This window comes from Paenibacillus sp. FSL L8-0340, from assembly GCF_038593145.1.
Lineage (GTDB): Bacteria > Bacillota > Bacilli > Paenibacillales > Paenibacillaceae > Paenibacillus_AQ.
Map to the genome: position 1 here is coordinate 4,677,324 of NZ_CP151967.1, position 21,746 is coordinate 4,699,069.

The 21,746-nt window shown below is 45.7% G+C and carries 24 protein-coding genes; 5 read left to right on the plus strand and 19 right to left on the minus strand.

The window, feature by feature from the left end; all coding sequences use genetic code 11:
* Nucleotides 1-263 precede the first annotated feature (263 nt).
* A complete protein-coding gene (locus tag NST07_RS21260) occupies nt 264-1,514 on the minus strand; it encodes an MFS transporter (protein WP_341094184.1) in 1,251 nt (416 codons plus the stop codon).
* Nucleotides 1,515-1,770: 256 nt separating this feature from the next.
* Here NST07_RS21260 and NST07_RS21265 point away from each other — a divergent pair, with 256 nt between their 5' ends.
* The gene (locus tag NST07_RS21265; protein WP_231578298.1) at nt 1,771-1,863 is read left to right on the plus strand and encodes a YjcZ family sporulation protein; all 93 of its coding nucleotides are present in this window, start codon (nt 1,771-1,773) and stop codon (nt 1,861-1,863) included.
* A 55-nt stretch (nt 1,864-1,918) separates the two neighbouring features.
* On the opposite strand, the gene NST07_RS21270 is transcribed toward NST07_RS21265, so the two are convergent.
* Nucleotides 1,919-2,239 (minus strand): hypothetical protein, encoded by a 321-nt coding sequence (locus NST07_RS21270; protein WP_076114330.1) that lies wholly within the window; start codon nt 2,237-2,239, stop codon nt 1,919-1,921.
* Nucleotides 2,240-2,406: 167 nt separating this feature from the next.
* Between NST07_RS21270 and NST07_RS21275 the strand changes: the two genes are divergently transcribed.
* Nucleotides 2,407-3,285, plus strand: a complete 879-nt coding sequence (locus NST07_RS21275) for a hypothetical protein (protein ID WP_341094185.1) — start codon at nt 2,407-2,409, stop codon at nt 3,283-3,285.
* A gap of 80 nt (nt 3,286-3,365) precedes the next feature.
* Here the strand turns inward: NST07_RS21275 and NST07_RS21280 are convergent, their stop codons facing one another.
* The 9 genes from NST07_RS21280 to NST07_RS21320 form a co-directional block, all read right to left on the minus strand.
* On the minus strand, nt 3,366-4,160 hold the full coding sequence (locus NST07_RS21280) for a copper amine oxidase N-terminal domain-containing protein (protein ID WP_342480133.1): 795 nt from the start codon (nt 4,158-4,160) through the stop codon (nt 3,366-3,368).
* 140 nt (nt 4,161-4,300) lie between these two features.
* Entirely contained in the window at nt 4,301-5,365 is a 1,065-nt protein-coding gene (locus NST07_RS21285) for a YrpD family protein (RefSeq protein WP_342480134.1), read from the minus strand.
* A gap of 281 nt (nt 5,366-5,646) precedes the next feature.
* Nucleotides 5,647-6,207 (minus strand): cysteine hydrolase family protein, encoded by a 561-nt coding sequence (locus NST07_RS21290; RefSeq protein WP_342480135.1) that lies wholly within the window; start codon nt 6,205-6,207, stop codon nt 5,647-5,649.
* A gap of 159 nt (nt 6,208-6,366) precedes the next feature.
* Complete coding sequence (locus NST07_RS21295; protein ID WP_342480136.1) at nt 6,367-7,839, minus strand: YdiU family protein; 1,473 nt, start codon at nt 7,837-7,839, stop codon at nt 6,367-6,369.
* Between the two features lie 8 nt (nt 7,840-7,847).
* Nucleotides 7,848-8,621, minus strand: coding sequence for a hypothetical protein (locus tag NST07_RS21300; RefSeq protein WP_342480137.1), 774 nt, complete (start codon nt 8,619-8,621; stop codon nt 7,848-7,850).
* Between the two features lie 248 nt (nt 8,622-8,869).
* Nucleotides 8,870-10,003, minus strand: a complete 1,134-nt coding sequence (locus NST07_RS21305; RefSeq protein ID WP_341094191.1) for a GDSL-type esterase/lipase family protein — start codon at nt 10,001-10,003, stop codon at nt 8,870-8,872.
* Between the two features lie 51 nt (nt 10,004-10,054).
* Complete coding sequence (locus NST07_RS21310) at nt 10,055-10,663, minus strand: CPBP family intramembrane glutamic endopeptidase (RefSeq protein WP_342480138.1); 609 nt, start codon at nt 10,661-10,663, stop codon at nt 10,055-10,057.
* Nucleotides 10,664-10,774: 111 nt separating this feature from the next.
* Nucleotides 10,775-11,938, minus strand: a complete 1,164-nt coding sequence (locus NST07_RS21315; protein WP_342480139.1) for an ATP-binding protein — start codon at nt 11,936-11,938, stop codon at nt 10,775-10,777.
* Nucleotides 11,939-12,100: 162 nt separating this feature from the next.
* Nucleotides 12,101-12,826, minus strand: a complete 726-nt coding sequence (locus NST07_RS21320) for a LytTR family DNA-binding domain-containing protein (RefSeq protein WP_341379035.1) — start codon at nt 12,824-12,826, stop codon at nt 12,101-12,103.
* Nucleotides 12,827-13,023: 197 nt separating this feature from the next.
* On the opposite strand from NST07_RS21320, the gene NST07_RS21325 reads away from it, so the two are divergent.
* Together NST07_RS21325 and NST07_RS21330 are read left to right on the plus strand one after the other, a co-directional pair.
* Nucleotides 13,024-13,380: a MarR family transcriptional regulator gene (locus NST07_RS21325; protein WP_341094195.1), complete on the plus strand. Its 357-nt coding sequence runs from the start codon at nt 13,024-13,026 to the stop codon at nt 13,378-13,380.
* Between the two features lie 19 nt (nt 13,381-13,399).
* Entirely contained in the window at nt 13,400-13,849 is a 450-nt protein-coding gene (locus NST07_RS21330) for a pyridoxamine 5'-phosphate oxidase family protein (RefSeq protein ID WP_341094196.1), read from the plus strand.
* A gap of 176 nt (nt 13,850-14,025) precedes the next feature.
* On the opposite strand, the gene NST07_RS21335 is transcribed toward NST07_RS21330, so the two are convergent.
* The 6 genes from NST07_RS21335 to NST07_RS21360 all read right to left on the minus strand — a co-directional run bounded on the left by NST07_RS21335 (nt 14,026) and on the right by NST07_RS21360 (nt 19,372).
* Entirely contained in the window at nt 14,026-14,838 is an 813-nt protein-coding gene (locus tag NST07_RS21335) for an ABC transporter permease (protein ID WP_341094197.1), read from the minus strand.
* Nucleotides 14,822-15,859 (minus strand): ATP-binding cassette domain-containing protein, encoded by a 1,038-nt coding sequence (locus NST07_RS21340; RefSeq protein WP_342480140.1) that lies wholly within the window; start codon nt 15,857-15,859, stop codon nt 14,822-14,824. Before NST07_RS21340 ends, NST07_RS21335 begins: the two co-directional genes overlap by 17 nt.
* Before the next feature lie 230 nt (nt 15,860-16,089).
* Nucleotides 16,090-16,815 carry an AAA family ATPase gene (locus tag NST07_RS21345; RefSeq protein ID WP_341094199.1) on the minus strand — a complete coding sequence of 242 codons (726 nt, stop codon included), beginning with the start codon at nt 16,813-16,815 and terminating at the stop codon, nt 16,090-16,092.
* Nucleotides 16,816-16,951: 136 nt separating this feature from the next.
* Nucleotides 16,952-18,172 carry an MFS transporter gene (locus NST07_RS21350; protein ID WP_341094200.1) on the minus strand — a complete coding sequence of 407 codons (1,221 nt, stop codon included), beginning with the start codon at nt 18,170-18,172 and terminating at the stop codon, nt 16,952-16,954.
* 234 nt (nt 18,173-18,406) lie between these two features.
* Complete coding sequence (locus NST07_RS21355; protein ID WP_341094201.1) at nt 18,407-18,694, minus strand: DUF6809 family protein; 288 nt, start codon at nt 18,692-18,694, stop codon at nt 18,407-18,409.
* 231 nt (nt 18,695-18,925) lie between these two features.
* A complete protein-coding gene (locus tag NST07_RS21360; protein ID WP_342480141.1) occupies nt 18,926-19,372 on the minus strand; it encodes a DUF2185 domain-containing protein in 447 nt (148 codons plus the stop codon).
* Between the two features lie 108 nt (nt 19,373-19,480).
* Between NST07_RS21360 and NST07_RS21365 the strand changes: the two genes are divergently transcribed.
* The gene (locus NST07_RS21365) at nt 19,481-19,756 is read left to right on the plus strand and encodes a hypothetical protein (protein WP_342480142.1); all 276 of its coding nucleotides are present in this window, start codon (nt 19,481-19,483) and stop codon (nt 19,754-19,756) included.
* Between the two features lie 87 nt (nt 19,757-19,843).
* On the opposite strand, the gene rbsB is transcribed toward NST07_RS21365, so the two are convergent.
* Together rbsB and rbsC are read right to left on the minus strand one after the other, a co-directional pair.
* Nucleotides 19,844-20,761: a ribose ABC transporter substrate-binding protein RbsB gene (gene rbsB, locus NST07_RS21370; protein ID WP_341094204.1), complete on the minus strand. Its 918-nt coding sequence runs from the start codon at nt 20,759-20,761 to the stop codon at nt 19,844-19,846.
* A 15-nt stretch (nt 20,762-20,776) separates the two neighbouring features.
* Nucleotides 20,777-21,745, minus strand: a complete 969-nt coding sequence (gene rbsC / locus NST07_RS21375; RefSeq protein ID WP_038593920.1) for a ribose ABC transporter permease RbsC — start codon at nt 21,743-21,745, stop codon at nt 20,777-20,779.
* Nucleotide 21,746: the final 1 nt, after the last annotated feature.

The following is a 21,746-nucleotide window of genomic DNA, read 5'->3' on the forward strand; positions in this document are numbered from 1 at the left end:
AGTTCTCATTATACTATTATTTGGAAGACCATTACGAGGGCAAAAACTCTTATACTTAAAGAGTACATAGCTCAGTCTGACCCAATTATAGGAAACAGCGGCAGCCATGGACGACGAAATCATGTCCCGGACTGCCGCTGTTTTATTGGAGTATCGTCCTCTCCTAACCCTTCATGCTCAGCTTCTTAATATACGCGCTATCACGCTGACTAGTTTAATCTGCTCGTCTTGCGGCCATGACGTCCGCCTGACAAACCGGCATCCTATCCCCTTCCCGGCTCCGGCACTAGCATGAGAATGACAATACCTGCGATGAACAGGACGATAAGGCTGAAGACTCCCATGTTCGTGTGGCCGGTGAACTGTGCGGTGACTCCGATTAGAAGAGGTCCCAGAATCGATGCGAACTTGTCGAAAATATTATAAAACCCGAAAAACCGGTTAGCGTTCTCCTTCGGCACCATCCGTGCGAAGTAAGCCCGGCTCAACGCCTGAATGCCGCCTTGCGACGTGGCAACTAGCATCGCAAGCACCCAGAAGTCGAACACCGACTTCATGAAATACGCGTAGATACATACGATGATATAGACACAGATACCGACATATAGCATGGTTTTGCCCGAGAACCGATCCGCCAGACGCCCGTACAACATCGCAAATGGAGCAGCGACGACTTGCGTGACGAACAATATAATGAGCAAATCAGTCGATTTGATGCCCAGATCAGTCCCATAAGCGGTAGACATCGTAATGATCGTTCCAACGCCGTCGATATAGAAAAAATAAGCGAGCAAAAAAAGGAAAATCGCACGATGCTGCTTGATTTGCTTTAAGGTCTCGTAGAGGCGCTTGAAGCTGTTCGTGATGATTCGCGGCTCGCGGTTCAAGTAATGCTTCTGGTGTACGTTGCGGAGCATGGGTAAGGTGAAGATGCCCCACCAGAGGGCCGTAATGAAGAAAGCGATTTGGCTCGACACCGTGACGGAGATCGGCAGAATTTCTTGCTCAGCAAGAAGAATGATCGCAATGCTGATGATAAAAGGAATCGTACTGCCTATATACCCGATCGCAAATCCGCGGGCAGACACCTTATTCATCCGTTCGTTGTCGGTGACGTCTACTAGGAACGCGTCGTAGAACACATTGGAGCCTGCCGACCCGATCGCGATGAACATATAGCAGATGAGCAGCAGCTCCCAACTGTCGTTCGGAATAAACGTGAGCAGCGCGGTAGCGACTATACCGAGCAAGCTGAAGCAGGCGAAAAACGTTTTTTTGAACCCTTGGTAATCGGCAATTGTGCCCAAGATCGGGCCTAGCAGGGCAAGGATAAACGTCGAAACTGCAACAGTATATCCCAGGTAAGCCGTAGAATCCGCGGCACTGATGCCAGCACCTTGAGCTGCTGCTTTGTAGAAGAGCGGGAAGACTGCCGTCGAAATGATGATGGAGTAGGCGGAATGACCCCAGTCGTACCACATCCAGCTTTTTTCTTCCTTCGAATATGTACTCATAAACTGGACCTCCTGAATGAACCGAATGCTTTTATGTATAGGATATGTGAGTTTGGACAGGGTGAGGTGACTCATAAAGGAAGTATAAGGCTTGAAATCGCAAAAATAACATGATTTTTGTAAAAATTGATGGATATAGGTTTAATAAAGAGCGAGGAAAATGATTAAGAAAAAAAAACATTAGGCATTAGTCGTTACAGAGATAGGGACAGATACATATTATGGGTGTATAAGTTAAAGCAAAGGAGGAACAATAATGAGTGGTTGTGCAGGATTCGGAGGGTATACTTCTACTACTGTCATTTTGGTACTTTACATTCTGTTGGTAATTGTACTGAGAACGTTCTAAAATAATATTAAAAAAAACAAGAGCCTACGCTATGGAGGCTCTTTTCCCATTTATGTTATGTGTACAATAAAGTAATGACAAGCAGCTCGTACAGGACAAGAGTTAGAATCATCTCATCACTACTGTAAGAAGGACTTCCGAAAAAAGCACGCTGCCCTCCTTGCTTTGGAACTGCGAAATACAGTAAGCCTCTGTCACAATGCACAATTCTCCCGACGTAAACTTGACCGTCCAGGGTTTCAATTCTGACAATCTGATTACCATGTTGTTTGCATATATGCTGTAGGTGGCTCCTAATGTTTTTTAAGTTTTGAACAGATTGGCTGTCTGCTTGATACAAAACTTTTTGCTGATATCCTGCAGTTTGAAAACTCATAATTAACACTCCCTTCCTAATAAACTAATACATCATATGCCTAGTGCAATTACGTGGTTCGTTGCTTTAGAAAAAAGTTCTATGACCCTCCCCTCTTCCTTTTTATTTGAAATGAACCAGTTCTATTTGGTATAACTATAAGAAAACTGGTAAGGAGGTGAGCTCATTTGAACCATAAAGTGCTTAAAGTACTGAATAAGTTGTACAAGTATCCTAATTACAATTACGACAGAGAGAGGGAAGTAAGCCTCTACTTGGTGGATACCCTATCTCCTGCCGAACGGGAACTGCTGGAACAGCATCATTGGCAGGCTAATGATATCGGGCACATCACACATGATTCTGTGATTCACAGCCTGACCACGATGCAGGCGAATGCAAACCTTTCGTGGAAGGTAATTGCCGCCGCTTTTGTCACAGGTGTAGGAGGCAGCTTTCCACGTGGAATCTCCCCTTTGACCAGTTATCACCAAATGCTTCACACCCGCCCGCATCGTTATGAAGAAGCAGAACGTTTCCGCTTTTGTAAAGTGTGCGGGTTCAGCCACAACGATGAAGGCTGGACAAACGCATCCTATATTAGATATGCCATTCACTTAGGGAATACATATGGAAATAGTCCAATAGGCGCCTATGTGGACATAACCGAGTTTGCGCAAATCATAAAGAATGAGCCTATAATCCCGAGTAGTGAGGATATTGCCGTTTTTAACCGGCTGCTCCGCAATCTCGCTGAGGCGCCGGAGGATGAGACTCCAGGTAAATATGAGAAACGCCTAACCTCCATGAAGCTGGTTAAAGGAACGGCGGGTGTGCGCCGGGGTATCCTGCAATCACTGGCAACGGTCGGCATCCTGCCCAATCAAGTGCTGGAGCTTCAAGCTGATCGTTGGAGCAATAGGGAAGACATTGTAAACGGAGAACTGCAGTTGAACAATACGAGAGGCCGATCTGACATGGAAATGCCGTGGGCAGGATGGTACGGAGGCCTTGGGGTCGATTGGGACAAGGCGCAGCAGTTATTTGGCGAATGGATACAGCTTTAGTATTTAAGCCCTTGCCATTAACGGCAAGGGCTTATTCCCATTCATCTTATCAGTATTTGCAGCATCATAAATCCTACAAATTAATCTGCAAAAGCATCAACTAGAATATATCTTAGTGAATCTGCAAGAATTGTATTTGTTGTTTGAACGGAGAATGTGTCGCCAGGTTTGATTTGATTTTTATTGTATACATCAAAAGAACCGAAATTCGAATCTTGAACATAAAAGCGCAAATAGTTTCCAATACTTAATGACGATTCCCCCTCGTTGAGGGCCGTCACATTTACATTAATGACGGGTATTCCGGCTTTGTTGATTGTCGTTTGAATAGTGGAGTTTATAGGCCTAACCTTCGTATCGGATTTCCCGAGATGTCCCTCATCACTTACTACTCCCGAAGGCAAGTAGGCCGGATCGAGATTTAAACTTACAAGTCCTTTATTGTGATCCCAGGTAGTCTTAATATGGAGTGCTTTAGTGACTACGCTCAATGGAATGAACATACTTTCTTTGATTAAAGCTGGTACCGTATCCATCTCGGATTTCACATTATTTATTTCAATCTCTTTTGACCCAATTGTCATTTTTATAGTATAGTTCTTCTCTTCTTCCTTTAGATAGTTCTTTCTTGTGATCATAGCGTTTTTTGTCTTAGCATCATAATTCACGTCAGCAGCCAATAAATCAGATATGCTGCGCAATGGAACCATTAGGCGATTTTTGTTATCAACATATGGTGCGTGGGGAGCGGTGTATGCCACATAGAACTGGTTAATTTTCAACAATAATGGTGATTTAACCGGTGCAGATGAAGTGGATGCTGCATTTGCTACAGGGATCGATGAACAAGTTGTTATCAGAAGACAAAGCATCATTAACTTTCGTTTGATGAGCACATATATCAACCTTTCGAGATAAAGTAGTAAAGACACCTTATGTGATAACACCAGAGAATATTTCCACGGCATCATAAAAATAAGGTGTCTTTAAATTTATTTACACTGAACAGTAATAATTATTTTGAAACCTTTATTGTTACATTGTTGCTCGAAACGGTTACATTAGCAAAATCGGTACCGTTGGACACAGGAGTATATGCGCTACCGTCTATGAGAATATTACTCAATATACCTGTAACTTGTCCAGCAGCGTCCCCTTGAGGCACTTCATTAACTACTGTATCCGCAATAGTGGCCAAATATTTCCAACTACTGGTGCTACTAACATAAGTGTTTGCTATTTCTGTTACGGCTGTAAGATATGTGTTTGTTCCGTTCCCCTCATGGTCAGCATAAAGAGCATAACCTCTTGTGGATAATCTAGTATTATTACCAAGATTTCGATAAATAGTTACATCTACATCTTTACCTGGAACGTATCCATTTTTATACCAAATTTCATTATATGGACTTATTCGATTTCCTGGAACTGTATTTCCATCTCCTTTACTTCCCCAATAGTAATTAATAGTTGGTTGCCACTTATTAACACCATATGCACTTGAAAATACAAGTCCCATATCTGACTCAATTGTTCTGTTAGTTGTTCCTGACTTGTCCTTTCCTACACCAGAAAAACCGCCATAAATATAGGTTCGGGCTGTAGGTCCTGTTGTAGTAGCAGGAGTACGAATAACAAAGGTGTTGATGCTTCCATTTTTTTGAACTGTTGCTCGTCCCCCGATCCCACTTGGAATTGTGTCGGAGGCAGCAGCAGTTACTTCACTCTGATCAGATGTTATTTCGTTTTGTGCTAAATATTCTATAGGGTAAGTTAATACGTATTCATCAGCACTTACCGAAGACCTCTCATAAAAATATCCTGTATCTCCCTCTACAAATATATAGTTAAATGTTTCAGGAATTGAATTTAAATTATTGGTTTGTTGTTTGTTCGATGGTGAATATTCTTCAGATAAATTACGTGCTTTTGATATAAAAGAATCTAGCTTTTCTTGAGCCGGTTTAATTCCTTCGCTTTGAATTTCAATATTGCTTCCTTCAGTTTCTGCGCTTGCTATCGTTGGAACAAGAAGCATTGAACTTAAAACTACTAAACATATGCCTTTCTTCAAAATCATAATATTTCCTCTTTTCTATAAATTTTTCAATTTATATTTGAAAGCCGGCCAGCTATTCAAAACAAAATGACATGATTGATAGTATAGAGGATATGTATGACATCAATAGATATCCCTGACACAATATAACATTATATTCCATAGTAATCAATGGAATTTTTTCTATTAATTCTTTTTTACATTCACAGATTCAGTGACAGCTCCAGGATCATATTCTACCTAATAGTTTTTCGTTAACTAAAAGTCAGCAAAAAGCGGCACATTTAAGTGCCGCCTGCGAATTATGATCTATAAGAGTCATGTGTGGGACGAAACAAATCTTCCTCAGAATCTCTGACCATAGAAAAGTGCTCGACATTGTAGTGCCCATGTAACGTTTTATTGTGATGCCTGATGATCTGTTCTGCACTTAAAACATCAGTGTCCGTTGTAGAATGTCCATCCCCAACCAAGGTGACATCCATATTACTGACCGTAGCAGTCCGGACTGCAGTATCGATGCAGTGCTGAGTTTTACAACCCATAATGACCACATGCCCAATCTGCTGATCTTTCAGGTATGCAAGAAGTCCTGTCCCGTGAAAAGAATTGGTTGCCAGCTTATCGAAGACTTTGGCATCTGCAGACTTATTGATTTCATGGTGCACTTGAAAGCCTGCACCTTTTCCCTCCGCTACATCGAGGTCCCTTACAAACACAACTTCGACACCTGCTTCTTGGGCTCGTTCAATCACTTTATTAATATTCCGGATAAGCTGTTCTTTGTTAAATACCGCACTTTCCTGCTCATTTCCATCAATTAACTCTTGCTGCGCGTCGATAATTAATAATACCTGATTCAAATTAATTTTCCCCTTTCAGATGGCGGGGAACGTTAACGGACATGATTAGTTAGACGTTATCCCCATATTGTTTTTTTCACTGGCATTGTTTTTCATAATATCTAGCTCCCGAGAAAAAATAGTGTATCCACTTTAGAGTGAACATTTAGACTTTTTTAGTCAGGTACCGCAGAAAGTCCGGTAGGGTCTGGTGGATTCCTCTGGCAGTGAATTGTAGTCATCCTGATCTGATGAGTAGGCGTATGGGTTGGCAAGCACACCAAGGAGCCGCTCCAGCACACTAAAGTCCTCTTCTCTCACTGCTGCTTCGAGCGCTTCTTCTACCCGGTGGTTGCGTGGAATTACCGCTGGATTGCTGGCGCGCATTAGCTGCTGCGAAGCGTCTTGCGATTCCTGCTGCCTGCCCAGTCTCGCCTGCCAAAGTTCATACCACCCGGTAAATTCAGGTGTTCCATGCAAAACCGTTTCTTCCGGCTTATTTAAAGTTAAGGCCCGGAAAGTATGGGTATAGTCGGCACGATACTGTTGCATCATTTCAAGCAAGCCTTCGATAAGAGATTCATCCTGCGGTTCTTCATTAAAGATTCCCAGCTTCGCCCTCATTCCTGTGAGCCAATGGCTGAGGAAGATCTCTTGAAAATCTGCAATTGCATCCTCGGCAAGGCTGATCGCCTCGCCCTTGTCTTCATGCAGCAGCGGCAGCAGCGTTTCTGCAAATCTTGCGAGATTCCATGCAGCAATCCCCGGCTGATTGCCATAGGCATACCGGCCTTGAAGATCTATCGAGCTGAATACTGTCGCAGGATCATAGACATCCATGAAAGCACAAGGACCGTAGTCAATGGTTTCTCCACTTAGTGCCATGTTGTCGGTATTCATCACTCCATGAATAAACCCGACCAGTTGCCACTTAGCAATCAGCTCAGCCTGACGTTTGATCACTTCCCGAAGCAGCACAAGATAACGGTTCGGATCAGAATCAGAGCCAGCTTCCGGATAATGTCTTTGCAACGTGTAATCTGCCAGGGCCTGAAGATCCTTGTCAGTGCCCCATGCGGAGACGTATTGAAAGGTACCGACACGCAGATGACTGGCAGATACACGAGTCAATATAGCACCCGGCTGCTCAGTCTCGCGGAATATCAGCTCCCCTGTAGTGACTACCGCCAAGCTGCGGGTGGTAGGAATACCAAGCGCATGCATGGCTTCACTGATAATATATTCGCGAAGCATTGGCCCGAGCGCTGCACGTCCATCGCCTCCGCGGGAGTATGGCGTTCTACCTGAGCCCTTAAGCTGAATATCAAACCTCTCGCCTTCTGGCGTAATCTGTTCACCAAGAAGCACAGCCCTCCCGTCACCTAACCTGTTAAAGTGTCCGAATTGATGTCCTGCATAAGCTTGGGCAAGTGAATCAGCACCTTCAGGAATTTCATTGCCTGCCAGCACTGCAGCTCCATTATCGCTACGCAACGCCTGAACCTTCAACCCAAGAGATGCTGCCAAGGTTTCATTGAAGATCACCAGCTTCGGCAGTCGTACGGAATCAGGTTTGAGCCTTGTATACAGCGATTCGGGAAGAGAAACATAACTGTTGTCGAAATTCCATCCTGCATCAATTTTCTCCGTCATAAAATCTCCTATCCGAAATTTATTATTTTTCGCAAAGCATTTTCTCTGATCTCATTTAGTTCTGCTGGATTAAAAACACCTGCATGATACAGATTGAAAAATTCCTCCGAAACACTTTGATCAAAAATAATCATGTCATCCGTATTTACGGTGACTCTAATCCCATTATCATATAATGTTCTAATAGGATGCACGTTATAACCTGCTGCCCTGCAAAGTACAACATTACTTGTCGGACATATATTAAGCTGAATTTTATGATCACATAACCAATTCATAATGATTTGCGAGCTGGCAGCAGCTATGCCGTGTTGAACTTGATCCAGTTCAAGTTCTTCTACAGCCTCTTTGACTAACTCAGCTGATCCAAATTCGCCTACATGCGCTTTTAGCAGCAATCCTTTTTCTTTCGCTTTTCTGTATACTTTTTTGAAGGAAGGAACAGCAAATTCATCGCCAAACATATCCAACGATTGGAAATAATTCTGAGCGAAATATTGATCTAACTTTTCATTTATCTCATCAATAGGAGTATAGGATAAGAATGTAATTTCCGGTACAAAAGTAACATCTGGAGCAACGCTCTGATGAATCCTTTTTAATGCTTTAACCAAATCCTCAATGGATTGATCATAAAAAGCCTCTTCTCCTATTGAAACGCTCATATGAAGCAGCTGAACACCATCCAACTTTGCCTGCATAAATGCGGCTTCGATACGTTTTTCATACCCTAATCTTCCCTGAAATAATGGTTTTATGTATTGCGCATTCCATTGATTCATTTCGCTCAGGTCATTAAACTTCGGACAATCAGGTATTTTCACCCCGGCCCATTCTTCGATATACTTCTTATTACCGCCTCTTGGAAGATGGTTGTGCAAATCCCTTTTGGTATTTTTCTCATCTCAGCCAAATCATTACTTTCCAACGCTTTACAAAATCTATCCTTCATCCAGCACCTCCTAAATACCGCTCCTCCAGTTCCAAATCCCCCTCCATTGCCCCTTTTCCTTATCTCAAGTATTTAAGTTCAATTTATAGTCGCTAAAATTCCTTGGATGTAACCGGTCAGCTCTTGTGCCGCTTGCTTATGGGCCAATACTCCCGGATGGCTTCTTGCACCTATAGTTTCATTCGTCATATTCGGAAGTTGAAATACAGAAACCTTCTTGTCGCCTGTTCTCTTGGCATAACGGTCTACACCACGATGAATCGCCGGCATCATTGGGATGCCCAGCATTCCATAGGCCCAGATGATGTGCGCAGTTTTATTATTAGTTCTGAGCTTCAGAAGAAACTTCTCAACAGCCAACTCGAATGCCGCCAAATCCCCTTCATTATAAGTCCCGTCCTCATTTAGCCGTTGATTATGAATCTTCCCGCTATCTTCATCGTGCCATCCCGGAGAATGAAAAGCACCGTCATCATTGGTTCCGAGATTAACCACCACCACATCCGGCTGCCAAGAATCAAAATCATTTGCTGAAAAAGCTCCTAACGCTGCATTTTTCGCACCGGCAAGCAGCCCGCATACCTGCTCGTAGGTTTCAGGAAGATTGGCATGCGGATTATTATCCCAGCTAGTAAGCACGCCCCATCCGCTTTGCGAAATAACCCGATATTCTGCGTTCAAAGCGTCAGCCGTCATTGCCGTATAATTATGTATTGCGCTGAACCACATCGGAATCCAGTCTTCTTCACTTTTGGCTCCGACGACGCCTTCCCCGGAAGTAATGCTGTCGCCAATAAACTCAAATTTATAGGGCTTAGCTTCAACAGGTACAAATCCCCCATCCGTCTTCACGGCGTGGATTTGCATGTAGCAGCCCGGATCTCCGCTCATAGCCTGCACATCTTTTACAACCCGGACATTCTTCACAGCATTCTCATTCATCCCTCTGAACACACAGACCCAGTACCTTCCCGCGGTTAACATTTGTCTGCTTACAGGTACAGAGTTGATGAGTATACTAATCCAAGGCTCGTACTGATCATATCCGGACTCCACTTCAATCCAGAGCTCCGAAGCCTTTACGTTGAATTCAACCGCACTTCCTGTCCAGAACAAGGTTACCGGGTCCAGGCAGCCTGTTGTTCTGCCATGAACCTTCAAATGTTCGATCCCGGAGCATGGATATGTCTGCAATGCTTCATTTTTGTGCATCAAATTCCCTCCAATTTATGGTTTTAACCCACAGGAGATCTGTAAACTTCTCTACATCCATTGATACATCATAACAATGGAGGAGATCAGGTTAGTCAGCCCATGCAGGACCCAACCTGGTATAATCGAGCCGGCAGATAACTTCTCGTCCAACAGTCCGATACTCCAGCCCACAGAGCCTGCAAGAATCATTACAACTACAGAATGAAATAATCCGGCACTACTGTATAACATAACAGCATGTACGGCGCCAAACAATAGAGCCTGGGCACTGTTCCCAATTGCAAATCCGAACTTCGAGTTTAGCCGTTTGCCAATGAATCCGCGGAACAGAATCTCTTCGGACAAACTCGTCTGCACCCATGAAAAGATCAACGCCGGAATCAGACCCTTAAGACCTGTACCGTAAAACTGCGAGCTGGCCAAAGTATCCTTATCCAGCATATAGATTGTAGTAAGCATTCCCAAGCTGGTGAATATAGTCACTGTAAGGATGAAGCATAGGATGAACTGCTTCCTGGAAACCACTTGAGGTTTCTTCCAGCCAATCCACTTTACAAACGAAGATGTCTTTCTGCTTGTAAAGAACCAGTATGCATAGGGAATAGAGGTGAACAAGATAAGCTGAAGGACTGCACTGATGAGCAATGACAATGTCAACGGAATAACCTCCTTTAAATAAAGAACAGCCTCACTTTATCATGGACTGCTTCTCTGAAACGGGAGGAGACCGTAACTTGCCCGGTTGATGGAGTAGTTGGCATCTGATAGCTACCCGGGCACTGGCAATACCGCCAGCATCATGAACTGCTGATCCTCATATCTGAAACTGACACTTCCTTGAAGCTGCTGAACGGCATACTCAATACTTTCGATTCCGAACCCTTTGCTGCCTAAGTTCCGCTTGCTGGATAAAAAGGAGCCATGTCCGTCCTCCGTAAGCAGAGATGCGGGATTCTTCAGGGAAATCACCAATAATCCGTCACTATAAATCACTTCCAGTTCAATTGAATACGGCCCTGGCTGGGGTAATCTCTGAATCCCTTCAATCGCATTGTCGAGGGCATTGCCAAGGATTATCGCAATATTCACCTCTTTGCCTGCAAGCGACAAGTCCTGAGGAATGCGAAAATGAGATTGCATTGCAACCTTATTCAGTTCAGCTATAGCGAACTTCTCGTTATAGATCGTATCAATAGCTATGTTTCCAGAAGAGATAAATTTTTCTCCCGGCCTATGCTTCAAAGCAACCTCCGCAACATAAGCGCTGGCTTCTTGTACAGCTCCTGCTTCCAGCAGAGAATGAATGAGGAGCAGAACATGATTCAGATCATGCCGCAAGCGCTTTGCTTCTTGATTCTCTTTCAGTTTACCTGTGTATTCCGTCACTTGCTGCTCCAGCACATGATTATGGAATTCTACCTGCATCCGTTTCATTAACTTATGGTACATAAACATTTCAGCAATGTTAATGACAAGAATACCTAACAGGATGATCACAAATTCAAGCGGGATATTGGAAGGCTTGAACCCATTCCCCCTTATATTGACAATAATAATGAGCAAAGAGCCGGCCGAAACCAGATTCAGCACAGCCCAATCCTGATTCGACAGTAACGTTGTGTTGTCAACTTGGAATAACCGTAACAATAGCAGGCATAACATGATGCTTAGCAAAATAAGAACGATGAAACTGAAAGACAGCCACAGGAAATTGGCATTATCCATTCTCTCGGGATTGAGCGGGATATGCTGAACCCCGTACCACACCAGCATTTCAATAACAACTGTAAATACCGTATAGAAACTGCTGAAGAACAGCTTTTGCAGCACACTGCCGCGAAAATAAACGGTCGTAATCAGACTATATACTAGGAGGTGAAGGACAACCGAAACAACCGGCGGCAAGCTGGCTGCGGTAAGTGATTTAACCATATAAACGAGAATAAGGCAGCCAACGAATGACTTCTTGCTCCTGTTCAGGATTAGAAATTTTTTTAGAAAAATATAGAATGCAAACCCCTGCGGAGCATAAATAAGGATGAGCATAAACACACCGAGCAAAAAGTAGGGACTATTCTCCTGAATGAAAGACATCTATCTAAGAAGCCTCTTTTCTATAAAGGCATGGTACGACCGTAAAGAATCAGAGCTTCTACTGCGGCTGACAGGAAGTTCCACTCCGTTCTTCAATTGAATAAGCTCTTTACTTAAAGAACGGACATAGAGCCAATTTACAAGGTATCCCGTATGTACGCGACAAAAATCATGCGGCCAGAGCCGTCCCTCCAACTCCCCCAATTTGCCGTAATATGAATAAGTAGCGTTTTCAGTACACAGGACCAATTTTTTCCCCCGTTCTACCGTGATATACATAATGTCATCTACTTTTAAATTATAGTCCATATGATGAATTGAGAATGACAGCACATTGCTTCTTTGCATGCATTGCTGGACGGCCTTGACTGTCGCGGCCTGCAGTTCATGTTCATCAATGGGTTTCAGCAAATAACGGAACGGATGAACCTCAAAGCTTCTTCTCATATAACTGGTGTGGCTGGTGACATAGATGATTAACACACCGGCATCTTCTAGCCGGATCTTCTCTGCGACTTCTATGCCGTTATACCCGGGCATCTCCATATCCAGATAAACAATATCGTAAGCAGTAGAGCTCATGGCCGTAAGCAAGGATTCACCTGACTCAAAAATCTCAATGGTGCCAGTTATCCCCTGCAGGTTCATCAGCAGCTTCATTAGCAATTCTTCCAATCTTGAGGCCTCTGTCCTCTGATCGTCACAAATGGCAATGTGAAGATTCATAATATGTATCCCTCCAAGTGAAACGTATTCTATCATATTATCAAATGGAAAAATATGAAGATCAAGTGTGATAAAAAGCGCAGATAACATTCCTATATAGGAATATCCTGTACAGGAGGAAGGTGGTCCACACGAAAACATCAGGTGGTTTCTTAATCTCTCAGATCAAACAGCTCCAAGGCAGAGTTTTTGAAAAAATGTTAAAAGAAAGCGGTGTGGACGCGTTTAACGGGGCACAAGGAAGGATTTTGTATGTGCTGTGGGAACACGAGAGGCTTACGATTTCCGAGATTGGCCGGCTTACCTCGCTTGCAAATACTTCTTTGACCAGCATGCTTGACAGAATGGAAGAAGGGGGGCTTATTGTTCGAATTCCAGACAACCATAACCGCAGGCAAACTTTCATAACGATTACTGAACAGGCCAAAGCATACCGTGAGGCTTACGATCTCGTATCTGAACAAATGAATACTTTGTTCTATCAGGGATTCACAGAATCGGAGGTTACTGCATTCGAGAAAATGCTGAGCAGAATTGTTGATAATTTGAATTGATGAATTGGAGGAACCCGAAATGGAGCAGCAAACTAAAGACGCTATCCTCAAATTAATTGAAAATAGCCGTGATGCCATTGCATGTTCAATTGACAGTGACGGATTTCCAAACGCCAAAAATATGTTCAAGATCAAACATGAAGGCCTAAAGACCTTCTGGTTCTCGACAAACACGTCTGCAATCCGCACCAGCCAATGGATGAACAACTCCAAATCTTGCATTTATTTTCTCGACGCCGAGGACTTTCACGGATTGATGCTTACAGGGCATATGAAGGTATTCCTTGATGATGAAACGAAGCAGAACTTCTGGAAAGAAGGCGACGAACAATATTATCCGCTTGGTCCAACTGATCCGGATTATTGCATGCTGTGTTTTACGGCAGAGAAAGGGAACTATTATCATGGGCTGCAGAAGCATTTGTTCAGCGTAGAGGAATTGCAGGAATATTATCGTCATGCCTTATAAGCCGTGCCCGGTACGAAAGTTATGTAATTTTTCCGTATCGGGCAACTATATAGATTGAACTTATAATTCTTCTATTTCGGGATTGGCCGTGACTACAGAGAATATTTGGACTTCCGGCCGCTGTTAGGTTTGGATTTCCTGAATTTAACCGCGATTTGCGGTAGAAATCCAAACAGTTACGTACGACGCATATATGCACGCACGGTGATGGGAGCGAAGATCGCTACGATTACAGCCGCTCCGACAAGGGAGAAGACAAGATCTGTGCCCATCGTCCCCGAGTTGACCAGCTCCCGGACGGCTGTCACCAGATGCGAAATCGGGTTAATATTCACGAACCACTGGAGCCAGTCCGGCATGGTATTGACCGGCACAAAAGCATTGGAAAGAAAGGTGAGCGGGAACAGCACAATCATGGATATCCCCTGCACACTGGAAGCCGTGCGCGCTATTACGCCGAAGAAGGCAAAAATCCAGCTGATCGCCCAGGAACATCCGATCACGAGGAGCGCTGCGATGGCTACATGCCCGATCCCGCCTTCGGGACGAAAGCCCAGAAGATATCCCATGACAAAAGTAAGCACAGTCGCTATGGTGTACCGGACGGTGTCGGCAAGCAATGCTCCTGCGAGCGGGGCAATCCGCGAGATCGGCAGTGATTTGAACCGGTCAAACACACCCTTTTCCATATCCTCCCGAAGCTGAACGCCTGTAACTATGGAAGTCGTAATAACGGTCTGTACGAGAATACCGGGGATGATGACCGGCAAATAATTATGCACATCTCCGGAGATCGCACCACCAAAGATATAAGTAAACATCAGCGTGAAAATGATTGGCTGAAACGTGACATCAAACAACTGCTCGGGTGTGCGCTTGATTTTCAGCAACCCCCGATAGGCCATTGTGAGTGAATTGCGTACCGATTGGCTAAAGCTCGAATGATTTTTCAGCTGGCGTTCGGCACCCGGTTTAATGATTGTACTCATACTGTTGTTCCTCCACTTTGTTCAATTTGCCGGACGCCTGAACCGCGTCCTCCTGTACACCATGGCCCGTGAGCGTCAGAAATACCTCATCCAGCGTTGGTTTCTGCACACTTAATTCGGCTAGCGGGATACCTGCTTCGCGCAGCGCGATCAACAGATCGGTGACCCGGTCGGCGTTGCCCATAGGTGCAGTGATTTTCGCCACTTCCATCGAAAGACTGGACGGTACCTGAAGCACCTGTTGCACAAGCCGGCGGGCATTCGTGAGATCTTGCGGATTCTGAACCTTTAAATGCAGCGACGAACTTCCGACAGAGGATTTCAGTTCATCTACAGTGCCCTCGGCAACCACACGGCCATGATCGATAACCGCGATCCGGTCGGCCAGTTGATCAGCCTCTTCAAGGTATTGCGTGGTTAGCAATACAGTTGAACCCGACTTCACCAGCCGCCGGATCGTGTCCCACATTTGGTTGCGCGTACGCGGGTCCAAACCGGTCGTGGGTTCATCCAGGAAAATGAGCGGTGGCTGCGCAATCAGACTCGCGGCCAAATCCAGCCTCCGGCGCATCCCGCCGGAGAAATTTTTGAGCGGGCGTTTCGCCGCTTCGGTGAGTCCGAATTCCTCCAGCAACTCTGCTGCCTTATGACGCGCCTCGGCACGTCCCAGTCCGAGCAAGCGGGAGAATATCACCAAATTCTCTGTCGCACTGAGCGACTCATCGACTGAAGCGTACTGGCCGGTCACCCCGATCAGCTGACGCACAATCTGCGGTTCCTTTACAACATCATGTCCGAAGATCCGCGCCGAACCTGCATCCGGTCTTAGTAAGGTCGCCAGCATTCGGATGGCTGTGGTCTTCCCCGCTCCATTCGGACCCAGCACACCGTAGATCGAACCGGTCCCCACTCTCAGATCCACACCGTCCACCGCCCGGTTATCTCCAAAGACTTTGACAAGCCCCTGCGCTTCAATGGCCCAATCTCCGTGGTGTGGTGCTTTTTTCGTTAATTGATTCATTTGCAATTCCTCCTAAACAACTGAATATATAAGGATGGTAAGCTCCTTATTTAAACTGAATATAAACCTGCTATGTATTTCCTCGGTGCTGCTTTATTATAATCCCGCACCTGCTAGGATCTTAACGGTCTGTGAGATGATTTAAATCTCGGCCTCGGGATGGATAAACCAAAAAAGCCGATCCTCTCGGACCGGCCCATAATCACTTCTTTTTCAAGGAAGTTTCAACCCTAGTCAGTTTCATCCGAATCGCTGAACAGCTCACGCAGTACACTCTTTCTATTTTCGAGAAAGCGTCTTGTGATCATGTAATGCATCGTCTCTTCATAACGAATTTCCCCAACCGGATCTTCATCGAAATTCAATATCTGGGCATCCGGATAACCGAGAAGAATCGGCGAATGTGTAGCTATGATGAACTGGGCTTCATGTTCCAGATCCTTAATAATACGGAGTAAGGCCAATTGCCGTGCTGGCGAAAGAGCCGCCTCCGGTTCGTCGAGTAAATAGATCGCCTTTTTGCCGAAACGATGATTAAAGAGTGCCAGAAACGCCTCACCATGGGATTGCTCGTGCAAGGATCGCCCACCATAATACTGTAAGCTCTGAGGCATAGTATCCAGATGAGAGGCAAAGTGATAAAAGGTCTCTGCCCTAAGAAAAAAGCCGTTTGTAACTTTGGGCAGCCATGATAAGCGAATATGATCTCCCAGAGCAGAGTGGGAAGCATCCACCTCGTAAAGGTTGTTCTTGCTGCCTCCAGCCGTATTAAACCCGCATTGATAGGCCATGGCCTCCAGAAGGGTTGATTTGCCCGATCCGTTCTCTCCCACAAAGAAGGCAACGTTTGATTTGAATTCGATGGTGCTGAGGTTCTTTAAAGCTGTAATGGAAAACGGATAACGGCTATGGTCCATTTCATGTTTCCTCAGAATTTCAAGACTGCGCAAGAACAAGGTACCCTCTCCCCACCATTTTTCTGCAATTGTTCCATCGTTGTACTTACCATACACCTGCGGAGAATGTTTGATCTTCCGGCCGCTGTAGTCGTAAGAATTTCTTGACTTCGTTCCGCTGTTCGCGGCTAAACGTCTATTCAGTCTCTGTGCGCTGCCGGGACGCCAGCCGCCGAAACTGAATGAAGATAAACAGAGCAGTCAGCATCACAACGATTCCTGAACCGAGGAACCATAGCTGCACGCCGTATTCATCCACCACGGGTCCTGCCACCAGAAGTCCAATCGGTGAAGACAGCATCATAATACTGGTCACGAGTGAAATGACGCGTCCCAGCATCTCCGGCTCGAATGAACGCTGAATCATCGCCATGAAGGGACCATTGAAGAAGGGTGCGGCACTGCCCATGAAGAACGAGAGAACCGCAAAGATCACAAAAGCATCCGGACCAATCAAGCCGCTGATTACACAGGTCAGGCCGATGACCAGCAGACCCAGGCTCATATAGCTAATATCACTCCACTTGGATGAGAACACCGACAGAAGCAATCCTCCCAAAATCATCCCGATGCTGAACACCGCTTCCACCAGGCTGGCACTATAGCCCCCACGGCCAAAATGAGACAACGTCATATAAGGAAATAAAGTCGCCAGCGGCATAAACGCGATACTGAACACTGCTGTAGCCCCTGTAATCAACACAATAGGTTTTGCTTGAATGAGTGCGCTCCAGCCCAGCCGGAATTCATGGATAAAGGAGGGTGAAACTGTTATCTGCGCTTTGGGCTGATGAATCTTCACCAGGAACAGCATTAGATTCGCAATCAGCGCCCCGGCCACATCCAGGAGCAATACCGCCCCAAGCGAAGTCGCCGAATATACTGCTATCCCAAGCGCTGGACCCATTACATTCGAGAAAGAGAAGACCATCTGCTGCCAACCCGCGACTCTTGTCAGCTCCTCTTCCGGTGCAATCAACGGAACGGCCGCCTGGAACGCCGGGGCATGAAAGGCCGAAGCTGCCGAACGCAAGCTCAGAATGACATAGACGATTCCGAGTCCCGGCTCCCCCAAAATGAAATAGAACCCTAAGATCAGACTGAAGAGCGCAATTGCGCTATCCGCAATAATCATCGTTAATTTACGGTTCCAGCGGTCCAGCCAGACCCCTACGAAGGGACCCAGGACAGCTTGCGGCAAGAATGCAGCCAATCCGGCAATCATCAAAACTGCGGCTGAACCTGTCGATTCCGTCAAATGCCAGATCACTGCGAATTGAACCATCGAACTCGTGAGTATAGAGAATATCTGTCCACTAAAAATAAGCGCGAATGTTTTTTTCCATTGTTTTTGCATAAGGTCATCTCCTTTGATTGAAAACTCAAATAAACTCATTCCATTAGCATAGGTACACTGAAACAGGCGCATAACAAATAAACTCATTCCCTTGTCTCAAAAAATGGGCGAGTTCACCAGTCTTGCACCTCCAATTACCGTAAACGTATGGAATGGGTCATAAGGAGCACCTCCTGAAAAATTAGGTTTATTATAACATCGCCTATCCTCCATGAGCCAGTTTCAATTGTTCTTTTACGAAGAATTTGATCTATCCCCACCACCCAACACCTCAAGCATCATCAAGACACCCAGCCGGAAACCTTGCGTGTATGCCGCAGCAGCATAAATGGATGTAGTTTGACCCAGCAAATCTATTAATTCCTCCAAAGCATCGAATTCTTCCATCGTGAGTTTCTTTTGATAGGCTTCTATTGATGCAGTAATTTTCCGGTTCAAATCACGGTATTCAGGACTTGTTGGGTGTATACATTCGTCAGGTCGGATGTTTCCATAGAATAGACTTTCCAATACACTGCTCATGATTTTCCTCCTATGAATTGCAGATGAAAAAGCCGAGAATAAAAGTTCTCAGCTGTATAGTACTTCATCTGACCATTGCACAATGCATTTTAGCGGTATAATCACTAAGTTATGCTACCAAAAAGAAACGGATGTCGTAATTAACCAAAGACGAGATCCGTTTCCGCGAGAAATATAAGGTTGAAGTATAAATACTGTCCTTATAGGGCTGCTCTCCGTTTCACCTGTTCCTCAACCCTTTCCCCAATCCTTAACCTCCACCCATCCCCCATCCTTACTCCCCCGTTCGAACGCCGTACCCACCTCGTGTTGAAATGGCTCGAGCAGACTAGAATCCAGATCCAGAATAGGGTACACACGCATGAGCTGTGTATTGTTGGGATTGTTCAGATATTCGTTATCTTCATCTCCGGCAAAAAGCCGCCAGCCGCTGTCCTCTTCCCGGGTTGCAGGCGTCCGGTACATCCAGCGGACGAAGTTTCCGGGCTGCAGGCATTTTTTGGAGACAAAAGCTATCTTCTCACCCACCTCCACCCACAACGGGTCCCCTTTGCGGAGTACGGTCTGGGCAATATGTCTGGGTTCAAATTCCACGACATCACCCGCTTGACGCCCTTCTCTCTTGTTCCGGGGGAATAAAGAAGGATTCCGAGTATAATCGGCTCGTGTCTTCCACATCTTCTAGGGTCCATTCCATTCAGCATTCCTCCTGAGGTACAATTTTCAGGGTTGCCTTTGTCATATGGTATAATTAGCCAAATAAATGCTATTACGGAGGTAATGAATATGAAAAAAAACATTTCAGTTGCATTGATTCTCGCAATTTCACTTCTCTTTTTGTCAGCTTGTGCAAAAAATAGCCCCACTAAATATGTAGATGCAAATGGAAAAGAGTATACATATAGTCTTGAGTTAAGTGGCACAATGCCAAATGCTGAAAAGTCGAGTAAATGGGTTGTTTACACGAATGATGCTGATTTGACATTTGATGAGGCAGCAAAAAGTATATTGAGTTCTAATTCAAATGACTGGATTGATATGCATATTGTTTCAATGGAATAATATAGGCCTAAAAAAGCCCGGTGATGCAGGAGTTCCTGAATCACGCGGGCTTTGCATGGGTTGAGGCAGATCAAGCCTTGTCTTCTATTACTCTTTCACGACCAGCTTCAACGGTGCGGGAATCATCGGCTTTACAGTTTGCCCGTCCAGCACATCCTTTGCAGCTTGAACGGCCAACTGGCCGATTAATTCGGGCTGCTGGGCGATGGTTCCGGTCAGTTTGCCCGCCTCGATGGAATCAAGCGCGTCTTTGTTGCCGTCGAACCCGATTACGGGGATGTTTTTACCCGAGCTCTGGATTGCTTCAATCGCCCCTAGCGCCATCTCGTCATTGTGTGCGAAGACTGCCTGCACGCCAGGATTTCCTTCGATCAGGTTCTCCATGACCGTCAATCCTTTGGTGCGGTCGAAATCGGCGGTTTGCTTTGCCATGACCTCAAGCTGGGTATCCGCGATTTCATGGAATCCCTTACCCCGTTCACGTGTAGCTGATGCGCCCGGTGATCCTTCCAGCTCGATGACCTTCGCACCCTTACCCAGCTTCTGGACGATATATTCAGCCGCCATGGAACCGCCTTTGATGTTGTCCGAAGCGACCAGCGCTTTGACATCTCCTTTATCCGCCGAGCGGTCCAGTGTAATGACGGGGATATCCAGACTGTTCGCCGACTGGACCGCCGTCGAGATTGCCGATGAATCCACAGGGTTGATCAACAACGCGTCTACCCCTTTTTGTATCAGATCCTCCACATCATTGTTCTGCTTGGCAGAGTCATTCTGCGCGTCGATAACCAGGATCTCCACCCCTTGCTTATTCGCCTCCGCTGTCACGCCGTCTTTGAGGGCCACGAAGAAGGGATTGTTCAGGGTTGAGAGGGATAAGCCGATTTTCAAATTTTGCCCGTTGCCTTCATTATTGGGCTTGGCCCATTCCGGGGGCTCCAGGGAGCAGCCGGTCATTAGCAGCAGCAGTATGGACGTCAGGACTAAAGTGATTTTTTTCATAATAGAATCCCCCTTTTATGCGGCTTTCTTGCGGTCAATCAGTACGGCTATCGCAATAACAATCCCTTTGACCACCATTTGGTAGAAAGAAGAAACGCCCAGCAGATTCAGCCCGTTGTTCAGAATTCCGATAATGAGTGCACCGATTAAGGTACCCACAATACGTCCGCGGCCCCCGGTCAAGCTGGTGCCTCCCAGTACAACGGCCGCGATAGCATCCAGCTCATAGGAGGTTCCCGCCGTTGGCTGGGCCGAATTCAACCGGGAAGTCAGAATGGCCCCGGCCAATGCCGACAGCATACCTACCAGTGAATAAATCATAATTTTGATGCGGTCTACCTTAATCCCGGAAATTATTGAAGCTTTCTCATTGCCGCCGATGGCATAGGTCTTGCGGCCGAACGGCGTTTTGTGCAGTACAACCCACAGCAGAGCGAACACGATAATCATCGTCACAGCGGGAACGGGAATCCCTAAGAAGTACCCGCGGCCAAACAATTGGAACGTCATGCTGTCTCCAAGGCCCGTAATCGGGTTGCCGTCCGTATAGACTAGCGTTAATCCCCGGAAGATCGTCATAGTCGCCAAGGTAGCGATGAACGGTGCCATTTTACCCTTGGTAATCATTAGGCCGTTGACCATCCCGATCACTCCACCCAATACACAGCCGCCGATAATCGCCAGTATGGGATTCCAGCCCGCCAACAGCAAGTTGGCCATGAAGGCACTGGAGAGCGCGAGAACGGAACCCACCGATAAGTCAATTCCGCCTGTCAGAATGACAAAGGTCATGCCAAAGGCAATCAGCGCGTTGATCGCAACCTGCCGGAGCAAATTCAGAATATTAAGCGGCTCCAGAAAGCTTGGGTTCAGCATAGACACGATGAGAACAAGAATAAATAACCCCAACAGCGGACCCAACTTCTGTGTAATCTGCCCCACCCGCAAACTCTTCTTTTCTTTGCCATCCGTAATTGTTGTCATC